This window comes from Pseudomonas migulae, from assembly GCF_043225285.1.
Taxonomy (GTDB): Bacteria; Pseudomonadota; Gammaproteobacteria; order Pseudomonadales; family Pseudomonadaceae; genus Aquipseudomonas; species Aquipseudomonas migulae_C.
Map to the genome: position 1 here is coordinate 4,583,342 of NZ_CP171224.1, position 11,982 is coordinate 4,595,323.

General features: G+C 60.1%; 13 protein-coding genes. 10 read left to right on the forward strand and 3 right to left on the reverse strand.

Annotation, left to right across the window (positions count from 1 at the left end; genetic code table 11):
• Positions 1–110: 110 nt before the first annotated feature.
• From cobU to ACF6ZU_RS21070, 8 genes are all read left to right on the forward strand, one after another.
• Positions 111–632 (forward strand): bifunctional adenosylcobinamide kinase/adenosylcobinamide-phosphate guanylyltransferase, encoded by a 522-nt coding sequence (cobU, locus tag ACF6ZU_RS21035; RefSeq protein ID WP_392886621.1) that lies wholly within the window; start codon positions 111–113, stop codon positions 630–632.
• On the forward strand, positions 629–1,684 hold the full coding sequence (gene cobT, locus ACF6ZU_RS21040) for a nicotinate-nucleotide--dimethylbenzimidazole phosphoribosyltransferase (RefSeq protein ID WP_392886622.1): 1,056 nt from the start codon (positions 629–631) through the stop codon (positions 1,682–1,684). Before cobU ends, cobT begins: the two co-directional genes overlap by 4 nt.
• Positions 1,681–2,256 carry an alpha-ribazole phosphatase family protein gene (gene cobC, locus ACF6ZU_RS21045; RefSeq protein WP_392886624.1) on the forward strand — a complete coding sequence of 192 codons (576 nt, stop codon included), beginning with the start codon at positions 1,681–1,683 and terminating at the stop codon, positions 2,254–2,256. The genes cobT and cobC overlap by 4 nt, the downstream gene beginning before the upstream one ends.
• Positions 2,257–2,258: 2 nt before the next feature.
• Positions 2,259–2,990: an adenosylcobinamide-GDP ribazoletransferase gene (locus ACF6ZU_RS21050; RefSeq protein WP_392886626.1), complete on the forward strand. Its 732-nt coding sequence runs from the start codon at positions 2,259–2,261 to the stop codon at positions 2,988–2,990.
• A 149-nt stretch (positions 2,991–3,139) separates the two neighbouring features.
• Positions 3,140–3,544 (forward strand): MarR family winged helix-turn-helix transcriptional regulator, encoded by a 405-nt coding sequence (locus ACF6ZU_RS21055; RefSeq protein ID WP_392886627.1) that lies wholly within the window; start codon positions 3,140–3,142, stop codon positions 3,542–3,544.
• A 53-nt stretch (positions 3,545–3,597) separates the two neighbouring features.
• Complete coding sequence (locus ACF6ZU_RS21060) at positions 3,598–4,806, forward strand: MFS transporter (RefSeq protein WP_392886629.1); 1,209 nt, start codon at positions 3,598–3,600, stop codon at positions 4,804–4,806.
• Positions 4,803–4,925: a hypothetical protein gene (locus tag ACF6ZU_RS21065; protein WP_392886630.1), complete on the forward strand. Its 123-nt coding sequence runs from the start codon at positions 4,803–4,805 to the stop codon at positions 4,923–4,925. The genes ACF6ZU_RS21060 and ACF6ZU_RS21065 overlap by 4 nt, the downstream gene beginning before the upstream one ends.
• Positions 4,926–4,980: 55 nt before the next feature.
• The gene (locus ACF6ZU_RS21070) at positions 4,981–5,532 is read left to right on the forward strand and encodes a glutathione peroxidase (protein WP_392886632.1); all 552 of its coding nucleotides are present in this window, start codon (positions 4,981–4,983) and stop codon (positions 5,530–5,532) included.
• A gap of 168 nt (positions 5,533–5,700) precedes the next feature.
• Here the strand turns inward: ACF6ZU_RS21070 and ACF6ZU_RS21075 are convergent, their stop codons facing one another.
• The 3 genes from ACF6ZU_RS21075 to ACF6ZU_RS21085 form a co-directional block, all read right to left on the reverse strand.
• Entirely contained in the window at positions 5,701–6,972 is a 1,272-nt protein-coding gene (locus ACF6ZU_RS21075) for an OmpP1/FadL family transporter (protein ID WP_392886634.1), read from the reverse strand.
• A 145-nt stretch (positions 6,973–7,117) separates the two neighbouring features.
• Positions 7,118–7,600, reverse strand: a complete 483-nt coding sequence (locus ACF6ZU_RS21080; RefSeq protein WP_008033583.1) for a hypothetical protein — start codon at positions 7,598–7,600, stop codon at positions 7,118–7,120.
• Positions 7,601–8,852: 1,252 nt separating this feature from the next.
• On the reverse strand, positions 8,853–9,077 hold the full coding sequence (locus tag ACF6ZU_RS21085) for a hypothetical protein (protein WP_130908481.1): 225 nt from the start codon (positions 9,075–9,077) through the stop codon (positions 8,853–8,855).
• 984 nt (positions 9,078–10,061) lie between these two features.
• Here ACF6ZU_RS21085 and ACF6ZU_RS21090 point away from each other — a divergent pair.
• Together ACF6ZU_RS21090 and rmuC are read left to right on the forward strand one after the other, a co-directional pair.
• A complete protein-coding gene (locus ACF6ZU_RS21090; protein WP_392886637.1) occupies positions 10,062–10,385 on the forward strand; it encodes a sel1 repeat family protein in 324 nt (107 codons plus the stop codon).
• A 175-nt stretch (positions 10,386–10,560) separates the two neighbouring features.
• On the forward strand, positions 10,561–11,925 hold the full coding sequence (gene rmuC / locus ACF6ZU_RS21095) for a DNA recombination protein RmuC (RefSeq protein WP_392893858.1): 1,365 nt from the start codon (positions 10,561–10,563) through the stop codon (positions 11,923–11,925).
• The last annotated feature ends 57 nt before the right edge of the window (positions 11,926–11,982 follow it).

Sequence of the window (11,982 nt, forward strand, 5' to 3'; positions counted from 1 at the left end):
ATTGGGGCCAGGGTGTAACTCCATTTTGTGATCAATGCAATTCCCCTGTGGGAGCGAGCCTGCTCGCGAAAGCGCCAGTCGCTTCACCGCCAATCAAGAGGTTATGAACCATGCTGCAACTGATCCTCGGCGGCGCCCGTTCCGGCAAAAGCCGCCTGGCCGAAAAACTGGCCACCGACAGCCAGCTCCAGGTGACTTACATCGCCACCAGCCAACCCCTGGACGGTGAAATGAACGAGCGGGTCGCCCATCACCGCGCCCGTCGCCCAGCCGAGTGGGCGTTGATCGAAGAACCGGTGGCACTCGCCCGCATCCTGCGTGAAACCGCTCACGCCGACCGCTGCCTGCTGGTGGATTGCCTGACCCTGTGGATGACCAATCTGCTGATGCTCGACGACAACGAGCGGCTGGCCGCCGAACGCGAAGCCCTGCTGGACTGCCTGGCTGAACTGCCGGGTGAAATCATTTTTGTCAGCAACGAGACCGGAATGGGTGTCGTGCCGCTGGGCGAATTGACTCGCCGCTATGTCGATGAAGCCGGTTGGCTGCATCAAGCCTTGGCCGAGCGCTGTCAGCGAGTCGTCCTGACCGTCGCCGGCCTGCCCCTGACTTTGAAAGGAACTGCGTTATGACTCAAACCTGGTGGCTGAACCCGTGCAAGCCGATCGACGCCCACGCGATCGAACAGGCCGAAGCACGTCAGCAGCAGCTGACCAAACCCGCCGGCTCCCTCGGTCGGCTCGAGTCGGTGGCGGTGCAATTGGCCGGATTGCAGGGGCAAGTGAAGCCGAGCCTGGATCAGCTGTGGATCGCGATTTTTGCCGGTGACCACGGTGTCGTCGCCGAAGGCGTGTCGGCGTTTCCCCAGGAAGTCACCGGGCAGATGCTGCACAACTTCGTCAACGGTGGCGCGGCGATCAGTGTGTTGGCGCGCCAGCTCGGGGCGTCCCTCGAAGTGGTCGACCTCGGCACGGTGACGCCGTCGTTGAATCTGCCGGGCGTGCGCCATCTGAACATCGGCGCGGGCACCGCGAATTTTGTCGAAGGCCCGGCCATGACTCAGGCTCAGGGCGAACAGGCCTTGCAGGCCGGGCGCGCCAGTGTGCAACGTGCCCTCGCGGCCGGTGCTCAGTTGTTCATCGGTGGTGAGATGGGCATCGGCAATACCACCGCGGCCAGCGCGTTGGCCTGTGCGTTGCTGGATTGCCCGGTGGTGCACCTGACCGGGCCGGGCACCGGCCTGAATGCGGCGGGTGTCAGCCATAAAGCCCAGGTGATCGAGCGCGCTTTGGCTCTGCACAGTGCGCAGCGTGACGACGCGCTGCAAGCCTTGTTCAACCTCGGCGGATTTGAAATCGCCGCATTGGTCGGTGCCTACCTGGCGTGTGCCCAGGAAGGCGTCGCGGTGCTGGTGGACGGTTTCATTTGCAGCGTCGCCGCGTTGGTCGCGGTGCGTCTGAATCCCGAGTGCCGGCAGTGGCTGTTGTTCGGGCATCGCGGCGCGGAGCCAGGCCATCACCACGTACTGGAAGCCTTGCACGCCGAGCCTTTGCTGGAACTCGGCCTGCGCCTGGGCGAGGGCAGTGGTGCCGCATTGGCCGTGCCGTTGTTGCGCCTGGCCTGCGACCTTCACGGGCAGATGGCGACATTCGCCGAAGCAGCCGTGGCGGATCGCCCGGCATGACCTTGCGCCTGGACCTGTTGCGCCACGGCGAAACCGAACTCGGTGGCGGCCTGCGTGGAAGCCTCGACGATGCACTGACCGATGCGGGTTGGGCGCAGATGCGCGCGGCGGTGATCGAGCAAGGTCCGTGGGACCGTTTGATCAGTTCGCCGTTGCAACGCTGCGCGCGGTTCGCCGCGGAGCTCGGGTCGCAACTGGGGTTGCCGGTGCAACTGGATAAAGATCTGCAGGAGCTGCACTTTGGCGCCTGGGAAGGGCAGAGCGCCGCCGCGCTGATGGACACCGATGCCGAGGCGCTGGGTCTGTTCTGGGCCGATCCGTATTCCTTTACGCCGCCTCAAGGCGAGCGGGTCGAGGACTTTTCGACGCGGGTATTGGCGGCGGTCGACAGATTGCACGCGGCCTACGCCGGCGAGCGGGTGTTGCTGATCAGTCATGGCGGCGTCATGCGTTTACTGTTGGCGCAGGCGCGGGGATTGCCTCGGGAGCAGTTGCTCAACGTTGAAGTCGGTCACGGTGCGCTGTTTTCGTTGAGCGTCGAAGCCGGCGTTGTTCTCAAGGAAGTGCGCTGATCATGTTGCCGTTCTGGATCGCCCTGCAATTTCTCAGCTGCCTGCCGATTCGTCTGCCGGGCATGCCGGCACCCCAGGAGCTGGGCCGCTCGCTGTTGTTTTATCCGCTGGTGGGATTGCTGTTCGGCGTCATTTTGTGGGCGGTGAATGGGCTGTTGCTCGGTACGCCGCTGCTGTTGCACGCAGCGCTGTTGTTGAGCGTTTGGGTCTTGCTCAGTGGCGCCTTGCACCTCGATGGCCTGGCCGACAGCGCCGATGCGTGGCTCGGTGGTTTTGGTGACCGCGAGCGGACGCTGACGATCATGAAGGATCCGCGCAGCGGCCCGATGGCGGTGGTCACGCTGGTGCTGGTGTTGCTGCTCAAGTTCGCTGCGTTGCTGGCGTTGATCGAGCAACAGCATGGTGTTCTGTTGATCATCGTTCCGTTGATTGGCCGTAGCGCGTTGTTGGGTTTGTTCCTGACCACGCCTTATGTGCGGGCGGGTGGCTTGGGGCAGGCGCTGGCGGATCATCTTCCGCGTACGGCGGGCAAGCAGGTGCTGGCGGTCAGTGTGCTGGGTTGTGTGTTGATCGCCGGGCTCAGCGGTGTCTTGGCGGTGGTGTTGGCTGTGCTGGCTTTCGTCTGGTTGCGGCAGGTGATGGTCCGGCGATTGGGCGGTGCGACGGGCGATACGGCGGGGGCGCTGCTGGAGTTGCTGGAGGTGGCGGTGCTGGTGGGTTTGGCACTGGCCTGATGTTTATGTTTTGGTGTTGGACCGCTATCGCGAGCAGGCTCACTCCTACAGAGGATCGCATTCCAATGTGGGAGCGAGCCTGCTCGCGATAGCGGTCTTACAGACACTTGTAACTTGATTTAACACACTCGCGGGTATATACACGCACCATGCTCGATTCCCAATGTTTATGCATCAACCTGCGACGCGCCGCCCGTGGCGTCAGCAGGCATTACGACGGCGCTCTCGACGGCTTCGGGATCAACGTTGCCCAGTATTCTTTGCTGTGCAATCTGCAGCGCCTGAATGAACCGAGCATTTCCACCCTGGCCGAAGCCATGGGTCTGGACCGCAGCACCCTCGGGCGCAATCTGCGGGTGCTGGAGGGCGAAGGCCTGGTCATGCTGGTCGAGGGCGAAGACATGCGCAATCGCATCGTCAAGCTCACCGAGGCCGGTGCGCAGCGCCTGACGGCGGCCCTGCCGGCCTGGGAGGCGGCGCAACAAAGACTGGTGGATCGTCTGGGCGCCGAAAAACGCGAAATTTTGCTGAAGCTGCTGGACGAACTGGCCTGACGCCAGTTTTTCCGATCTTAAGCGGGTATATACCCGCTACCGGAGAATAAGAAATGACATCGATGTGGCGTACTTGCGGTTGGGTTCTGGTGGGGAGTGCGCTGATCCTTGCGTTGTCTCTGGGCGTGCGACATGGCTTCGGGCTGTTTCTGGCGCCGATGAGTGCCGAGTTCGGCTGGGGGCGCGAGACGTTTGCGTTCGCCATCGCCTTGCAGAACCTGATCTGGGGCTTGGCGCAGCCGTTCACCGGCGCGCTGGCCGACCGCTTTGGCGCGGCGAAAGTCGTGCTGGTCGGTGGCGTGCTCTACGCCTTGGGGCTGGTGTTCATGGGCCTGTCCGATTCGGCGGTGACCTTGTCCCTGAGCGCAGGCCTGTTGATCGGTATCGGCCTGTCGGGCACGTCGTTCTCGGTGATCCTCGGCGTGGTTGGCCGCGCGGTGCCACCGGAGAAACGCAGCATGGGCATGGGCATCGCCAGTGCTGCCGGTTCGTTCGGCCAGTTCGCGATGTTGCCGGGTACGCTGGGGTTGATCGGCTGGCTCGGCTGGTCGGCGGCATTGCTGGTGCTGGGCCTGTTGGTTGCGCTGATCGTGCCGCTGGTGAGCATGCTCAAGGATAAGCCGTTGCCGGTTCTGGGTCATGAGCAGACCCTTTCCGAAGCACTGCGCGAAGCCTGTTCTCATTCGGGGTTCTGGCTACTGGCGTTCGGCTTTTTCGTCTGCGGTTTCCAGGTCGTGTTCATCGGCGTGCATCTGCCGGCGTATCTGGTGGATCAGCACCTTCCGGCCTCTGTCGGCACGACCGTGCTGGCGCTGATCGGCCTGTTCAATATCTTCGGTACCTACACGGCGGGCTGGCTCGGCGGGCGGATGTCCAAGCCTCGCCTGCTCACGGGCCTGTATTTGCTGCGGGCGGTGGTGATTGTGCTGTTCCTGTGGGCGCCGGTCACCACGACCACCGCTTATCTGTTCGGCATGGCGATGGGCTTTTTGTGGCTGTCGACGGTGCCATTGACCAACGGCACGGTGGCGACCTTGTTTGGCGTGCGAAATCTGTCCATGCTCGGCGGTATCGTTTTCCTGTTCCACCAGCTCGGCTCGTTCCTTGGCGGCTGGTTGGGTGGGGTGGTGTATGACCGAACCGGGAGCTATGACTTGATCTGGCAGGTAGCAATTCTCTTGAGTCTGTTGGCCGCAGCCTTGAACTGGCCGGTGCGTGAGCGGCCGGTGGCGCGCCTGCAAACCCAGATGAACGCGACATGAACAGTCTTTGGCCGCGCATTGCCGTGGTCGCGGGCGGCGCTTTACTGCTGGCCCTGGTGTGGTGGGGCTGGCAACGGGGCGGGCTGGCGCTGATGCAATTGGGCATGGGCGCTTGCTAGCAAGCGGCGAGGGCGAGTAAGTTCGTTTCAGAAGACTTCTCAAGGATGCATGGACATGCTGATGCGCTGGCTTGCCGTTCCCGCGTTACTGATGGCGTTCACCGGACTGGCGCACGCCGCCGAGTGCCCGGAGCTTTTGCAAGGTTCGTTGCCCAAGCTGCGGGCCAAGGAATCCATCGACCTGTGCCAGCGCTTTGCCGGCAAACCATTGGTGGTGGTCAATACCGCGAGCTTCTGCGGCTTTGCACCACAGTTCAAAAGTCTAGAGGCGCTGAATAAGCGTTACAAGGCGCAGGGTCTGGAGGTGATCGGTGTGCCTTCCAATGACTTCAAGCAGGAGTCGAAGGACGGCGAGGAAACCGCCAAGGTGTGCTACGTGAACTACGGCGTGACCTTCACCATGACCGAACCGCAGAAAGTTCGCGGTGACGACGCGACTCATCTGTTCCAGGTCCTCGCGGCCCAAAGTGATGCGCCAAAGTGGAATTTCTATAAGTACGTGGTCGATCGCAAGGGCAAGGTGATCGCCAATTTCTCCAGCCTGACCAAACCCGACGATCCCGAGTTCATCGCCGCCGTGGAAAAAGCCTTGGCGTCCCAACCCTGATCGACGTTTCTCTGTAGGAGCGAGCCTGCTCGCGAAAAACGCAAGGGCGCCGCGTTCATTCAGGGGCCACTCGTCTTTACCTACACCCACGAAAAAGCCCCGCCTCTGTACAAGAGCGCGGGGCTTTTTTGATTCAGGCGGCGAGTGGTTCAGGCCCGCCGGGCATCATCAGAAGCGGTAGGTCGCACCGATACCCAGACCGTTCGCCGAGTTTTCATACTTGGCGGTATAGGTCTGGCGGCCGTTGTTGTCATTGACCTTGACCGACTCTTCGACCAGGTACGAATACGCAACGTCGATGGTCAGGTCATCCGTTGGGCTCCAACCGGCGCCCAGGCTGAAAATCTTGCGATCGCCAGTCGGAATGCGTGGGGAGCGGTTTTCGTTGTTTGTCGGTGCCTGGTCAACCGAGAAACCGGTACGCAGGACCCACTGCTTGTTCACCTGGTAGGCAGCACCGATGGCGTGAGCCCAGGTGTCGTGCCAGTTTTGCTCTTCGCTGATTGTGCCAAAACGGCTGTTAAGTGCAGCAGGAACGCCACTGTTCTCAACGCTGATTTCTTTCAGGCGGCTCCAGCGAGTCCAGGTGCTGCCTGCGTAGAGAGTCCATTGGTCGTCCAGTTGGTGAGTGACCGAAAAGTCCACCGACTCAGGCGTGGTGATGTCCAGCGAGGCGTCGTACTTCTGGTTTGGGTTTTGACCCAGGGTGGCGAGCACGCTGTAGTTGACCTTGGTGTCACCCTCGAGCTTGTACTTCACTTTCGAGTGGTAGGTCAGACCGACGCGAGTGCTGTCGGTGGCTTGAACCAGGATGCCGACGTTGTAACCCAGTGCGGTGTCGTCACCTTTGATTTTGACCTGGCCGTCCGGAGCGAGCGGGCTTGGCGAAATGTTAAGGCTCGATTCCAGCTTGCCGTCAATGCGGTTGATGGTCGGACCGAAACCGATCGACACCTTGTCATTGAAGGCATAGCTGACGGTAGGCTGAAGTGTGACGATTTTGACTTCGCTCTTGCTGCCGAAGTAACGGCCGGCGAAGTTATTTTCGTAATCGGTTACGAGGCCAAACGGGGCGTATACACCGACACCGAATGCCCAATTGTCGTCGATTGGCTTGACATAGTAGCCCATAGGAACAGCGATGAAGGGAACCATGTCGCCGTCATTGCTGCCACCACGGCTGCCGCGGGCGTCGCTGATATCGGTATGTGCATCGAGAAATGCAGCACCGCCGGTGACTTGTTCGCGCTTGAGGCGCGACATGCCGGCAGGGTTGCCAAAAATGGTGCTTGCGTCATCGGCAGAGGAAGATCGCCCGGCAAAACCTGTACCCATCCCGCTGATGCTTTGTTCGTTGATGGCGAAGCCACTTGCGAAAATCTGGGTGGATGCCAAGGTAACGGCGAGGCTAAGGGTGGTTTTGAGCATTACTTTTTTCATTATTAGAACTCCTGGTGATCACCGGGGCGAAAATTACCAACATTTTCGTCCCAGCGCTATAGGCTGTATGGCTTGATTTAGAGCGGTTTTGTAGGACAATCCGACCAAATTCGCGACGTGTTGCGCGATCTTTCAAAAGGGCGGATCAGCAGGCGACCTGATTCAACGGTGAAACACAGGTTTGCCAGGCGTAGGTGAAGTCTCTCAGGCGTCCTTGGGGCTGGAAGGTCTGGCGCCAGATGCGGGCCATTCCCAGCAGGTCGTCTGCTTCGGGGAGCGGGGTGTTCTGTTCTTCGACCAGCAGCCAGGCGATGGCGGTGGCGTAACGCAGGTTGACGGTCAATTCGAGGTGCGGGCCGCTGAGGAAAGCATGCTGGCTGGCCAGGCCGCGGACCAGGCTGGCGCGTTCGGGATCCAGCGCCAGATAGTGGTCCCAGAGTGCCTGGTGGCGGGGTTCGGCGATGCGGTACAAGCCATGGCCACGGCGGTCGTGCAGGGCTGAACCAAGGGCGGATTGACTGGCGGCGATACCCAGCAGCAGGGACTCGGCGGTTGCGCTGTGGCGCCCGAGGTAAATCAATGTCGGACGGATCACATAACGGCACAGTTCGCTGGCAGCGATACCCATAACACCCTCGGAACAGGAAGTGGTCGGCGAGGCCTGAAGGTAGCGTTGGCAGCGGGTGAATCGACTCAGGCTCGCCGGAAGCGGATCAAGCCGCTTGAGTTGAAGTGTAGTGTCATATTCGCGCTGTAAAGGCCTGTTTTTAAAATATTTGTGGCTGCGAGTTATAACCGTTATATCGGTTAGTGCTTAGGCGCTGGGCGTGGAAAGTGAAATATCGGGTAATAGAAGGTCTGCGTTTTTTGGGGTTTTTGTTGGGTACATATCCGTAATTTAGGTAATGGCGGCTTACGGTTTCGCCCTTACGGCGAGTCACTTTGAAAAGCGCAAAGTGACCAAACGCTCCTGCCCCTTTCGTTCGGTGCCTCGCCTAGGCTCGGCATTCCCTCGCTCCGGTCCTGCTCCGTGGGCCCGCCGCCATCGGCCATCCATGGCCGGGGGCGGCTAACCCGGCATCCATGCCGGGTTGCCCACTGCGCAGAACCTCCACTCGGCCTCTCGAGGGGGCGACCACCGCCACAGCCGCCGAGGCGGCCTAGTAGCCGACCTGGCTCTTCATTTGTCCGCGTTTATCCCATTCCGGATATGTACACCAATCCCCTGTAGGAGCCGGCTTGCTGGCGATAGCGGTGGGTCAGTCGACACATTAATCGCTTGAACAAATGCAATCGCCAGCAAGCCGGCTCCTACACGGGGATTGGGTTCCACGATTCAAAATTGTAGGAGCCAGCTTGCTGGCGATGGACTTCAACGATGACGAGGGCTGTCTGGATGAACGCGGTGTCTGGGCGTTTTTCGCCAGCAAGCTGGCTCCTACAAGGAATCGCGTGCGCTTTTGCTTTTCACCACTCATCAGGTCGAGCGTTAGCTCGCCTTGCTTTTGATCTTGCGGTGCACGCCCCCTCGAGAGGCCGAGTGGAGGTTCTGCGCAGTGGGCAACCCGGCATGGATGCCGGGTTAGCCGCCCCCGGCCATGGATGGCCGATGGCGGCGGGCCCACGGAGCAGGACCGGAGCGAGGGCATGCCGAGCATTAGCGAGGCACCGAACGAAAGGGGCAAGAGCGCTTTGGTTACTTTCCGCCGGGCCGCGCAGGCTTTTCGAAAGTGACTCGCCGTAAGGGCGAAACCAATAGCCGCCGTTACCGCAGCAACGGATATGTACTCACCACAAAGCCCAATCAACAACCAAAAGGCAGGCAATAAAAAGCCCCGCTATTCAAGCGAGGCTTTTGAGGTTTTCAGCTTTCTGGCGTATCAGGCAACCAGTGCCTGACGGGTACGCTCGATCACGGCCTGCAGCGGTTCTGCGCTGGAGTATTGATCGGGGTACAGGCGTTCGCTGTGACGAGCGATGCCGTGTTCGTTGACCAGGGTGAAGCTGAAGCAGCCTTTGCGAGCGGCCATGATCAGGCAATTCATTGGTGCAAAAGCGTTGGTTAGGGTGCGAATGGCATCCTGAGCGTGGATTTGAGTAGTCATTAAAGGTGTTCCTACAAGCGACACGGATAAGAACCGTGCAAAATTAAAACGTTCCAGTGACGACGACCACCATTGGTCGAACGAAGAACCCGACTGGAACAAAGCAGCCAGTTTGAAGCGCTGATTAAATTGGCGCGCTTGGGCTGGCAGGTAGGTACTTAGGAGGGCAGGCAACACATCAAGGGCAAAGGTTCTGGGCCCGGGGTGAAGATCCTGATCAATTTGCAGGCTGGTTCGGTCAGAGTAAGTGAGCTTCGCAACACCCTTTGCTTTCGATTCAAAGGCAGTGTTGACGCAAGGTTTACCTGGAAACCATCGAGGTGGTCGATCCCGCTTGTTCGGTGGAAGCTTCCTGTGGGAAGGCAGACCGGGGGGATTTGTTCGACCAGAATTGACTTTCAGCTTGGTACTAACGCCGCGGATACTAACGGATTGAATTGCAGAAGGGAAGTGTGTTAGCCAAAAACATCTGCTGTACGGCTCCGTGAAGCCATTCGCCACCGCCCTTGAGCGTGAGTTTCGCCCTGTAATCGCCCAATATCCGACGGTCGGTGGGTATCGTTCATCGGACCAGAGCAAGCCTGTACCAAGGGTTTGCAGGGGGTTATCCCCAGGATGGGTAACAAAATGCGCCGTAAAAGCGCATCGATATAACTGCCTTGAAGGTACTTGTGCACATAAGTTGCGCACGCTGTCACCCCGTTGTCATCTGACCTTCAAGCACAGTGGGTGCCTGTATCCAAAATTTAAGTCAATGAAAAACATCGCTTTTTTTTACTGGTGAAAAAATCGTCAGTTTGACTGCGAGCCCCATTCCACACGGCTTTGCGAGAGTTCAAGGGCGGTTGTCCACTGAGTTATCCACAGCTTCTGTGGATTGTCCCGAGCGCTTGCTCTAGGACGGGCGTGCCGGGATTTTTAGGCTTTACCTGTAAGAAAAAAAGAGTAGAGTTGCGCGCCTTCCGATCTGCCCCACAGTGCTATATGAAGTTTCGCTCAGTATCAGTTTCCGTAACCCCTACAGCTTCCTCTGTTACCCCGCCCAAGCGCTTTTCGATGCGCGTGGCCGAGTGGCTGCTCGACAGCCCGCGCCTGGGTGAAAACACCAACGTCAAACACTTTGCCGGACGTTTGCTCAAGCAACCGGCTCGTGAAGGCGTGGTGGCTGCACAAAGCCGTCTCGGCCAGCTGATGTGCCGTGAATGCGGGAATGCCCGGGATCGTCGTATCGGCCAGGACCTTCTGCGCCAGGCAGCGCGGGCAGGGGATCGACGCGCGCAACAGGAACTGGGTCTGATCGAAGACTGAGCTGTCCAAGACCTGACGCCTTGGTTAACCTTCAAGTTTTATCGAATGGGCAGGAAAGGCGATGGCTATGGACTTGACCAGCATATTGCTCGGTCTGGCAGGTGCTGCACTGCCATTGTTGGCTCTGGCCTGGCAACTTCAGCGACGGGCGAGCGCGACGCAGTCGGACGTTGCGCTGCTGGAAGAGCGCCTGGCCATGGCCCATCTGGCCCAGGATGGCTTGAATGCCCAGCTCGAAGCCTGTCGCGATGAAATTGCCGATCTGGGGCTGGCCAATGGCGCCAAACAGGCCGAACTCGCAGCGCTTCGCCGTGAAGTCGAACTGCTGCAGATCGAGCGCGACGACGCCCGCGACGCGGCTCACGCCTGGAACATCGAACGCGCCGGCAAAGAGGCCGAGTTGCGTCGCCTGGACGCGCAGGCCGCCTCGCTCAACGCCGAGCTGCGTGAGCAACAGGAAAGCCATCAGCAACGCCTCAACGACCTGCAAGGCTCGCGAGATGAGCTGCGTGCGCAGTTCGCCGAGCTGGCCGGCAAGATCTTCGACGAGCGCGAGCAGCGCTTCGCCGAAACCAGTCAGCAGCGCCTGGGGCAATTGCTCGATCCGTTGAAAGAACGCATCCAGTCCTTTGAAAAGCGCGTCGAGGAAAGTTATCAGGCCGAGGCGCGTGAACGCTTCTCGCTGGCCAAGGAGCTGGAGCGCCTGCAGCAGCTGAACCTGCGCCTGAGCGACGAAGCCACCAACCTGACCCGTGCCTTGAAAGGGCAGAAAACCCAGGGTAACTGGGGCGAGCTGATTCTTGAGCGAGTGCTGGAGCACGCCGGGCTGGAGAAGGGCCGCGAGTACCAGACCCAGGTCAACCTCAAGGGACCGGACGGTGAGCGGTTCCAGCCGGACGTGATCATTTATCTGCCGGGCGACAAACAGGTGGTGGTCGACTCCAAGGTCAGCCTGACGGCGTATCAGCAATACGTGGCGGCGGAAGACGATGCCATCGGCCAGATCGCCATCAAGCAGCACGTGCTATCGCTGCGCACCCACGTCAAAGGCCTGGCCGGCAAGGATTACAAACGTCTCGACGGCTTGCACAGCCTGGATTTCGTCTTGCTGTTCGTACCCATCGAAGCGGCGTTTTCTGCCGCGTTGCAGGCGGAGCCGACGCTGTTTCAGGAAGCCTTCGACCGCAACATCGTGATCGTCAGCCCGACCACGTTGCTGGCGACGCTGCGGGTTATCGACAGCTTGTGGAAGCAGGAACGCCAGAGCCAGAACGCCCGGGAAATCGCCGAGCGGGCAGGGTGGCTGTACGACAAGTTCGTGCTGTTTATCCAGGACCTGGATGAAGTCGGCAATCGCCTGCAGCAACTGGACAAGGCCTACAGCTCGGCGCGAAACAAGCTGACAGAAGGCCGCGGCAATCTGGTCAGCCGCAGTGAGCAGCTCAAGTTGCTCGGTGCGCGGGCGAGCAAGAGTTTGCCGGCGGACCTGTTGGAGCGGGCGATGACGGATGTGGATGGTCTGGCTGAATTGCCCGAGTAATTCAAAAATCGCCAGCAAGCCGGCTCCTGTAGGAGCCAGCTTGCTGGCGATGGCGTC

What these genes read in the sequence shown, in the direction of transcription:
- cobU (WP_392886621.1), top strand. Translation starts at nt 111, where the DNA reads ATGCTGCAACTGATCCTCGGCGGCGCCCGTTCCGGCAAAAGCCGCCTG.
- cobT (WP_392886622.1), top strand. Translation starts at nt 629, where the DNA reads ATGACTCAAACCTGGTGGCTGAACCCGTGCAAGCCGATCGACGCCCAC.
- cobC (WP_392886624.1), top strand. Translation starts at nt 1,681, where the DNA reads ATGACCTTGCGCCTGGACCTGTTGCGCCACGGCGAAACCGAACTCGGT.
- ACF6ZU_RS21050 (WP_392886626.1), top strand. Translation starts at nt 2,259, where the DNA reads ATGTTGCCGTTCTGGATCGCCCTGCAATTTCTCAGCTGCCTGCCGATT.
- ACF6ZU_RS21055 (WP_392886627.1), top strand. Translation starts at nt 3,140, where the DNA reads ATGCTCGATTCCCAATGTTTATGCATCAACCTGCGACGCGCCGCCCGT.
- ACF6ZU_RS21060 (WP_392886629.1), top strand. Translation starts at nt 3,598, where the DNA reads ATGACATCGATGTGGCGTACTTGCGGTTGGGTTCTGGTGGGGAGTGCG.
- ACF6ZU_RS21065 (WP_392886630.1), top strand. Translation starts at nt 4,803, where the DNA reads ATGAACAGTCTTTGGCCGCGCATTGCCGTGGTCGCGGGCGGCGCTTTA.
- ACF6ZU_RS21070 (WP_392886632.1), top strand. Translation starts at nt 4,981, where the DNA reads ATGCTGATGCGCTGGCTTGCCGTTCCCGCGTTACTGATGGCGTTCACC.
- ACF6ZU_RS21075 (WP_392886634.1), bottom strand. Translation starts at nt 6,972, where the DNA reads ATGAAAAAAGTAATGCTCAAAACCACCCTTAGCCTCGCCGTTACCTTG.
- ACF6ZU_RS21080 (WP_008033583.1), bottom strand. Translation starts at nt 7,600, where the DNA reads ATGGGTATCGCTGCCAGCGAACTGTGCCGTTATGTGATCCGTCCGACA.
- ACF6ZU_RS21085 (WP_130908481.1), bottom strand. Translation starts at nt 9,077, where the DNA reads ATGACTACTCAAATCCACGCTCAGGATGCCATTCGCACCCTAACCAAC.
- ACF6ZU_RS21090 (WP_392886637.1), top strand. Translation starts at nt 10,062, where the DNA reads ATGAAGTTTCGCTCAGTATCAGTTTCCGTAACCCCTACAGCTTCCTCT.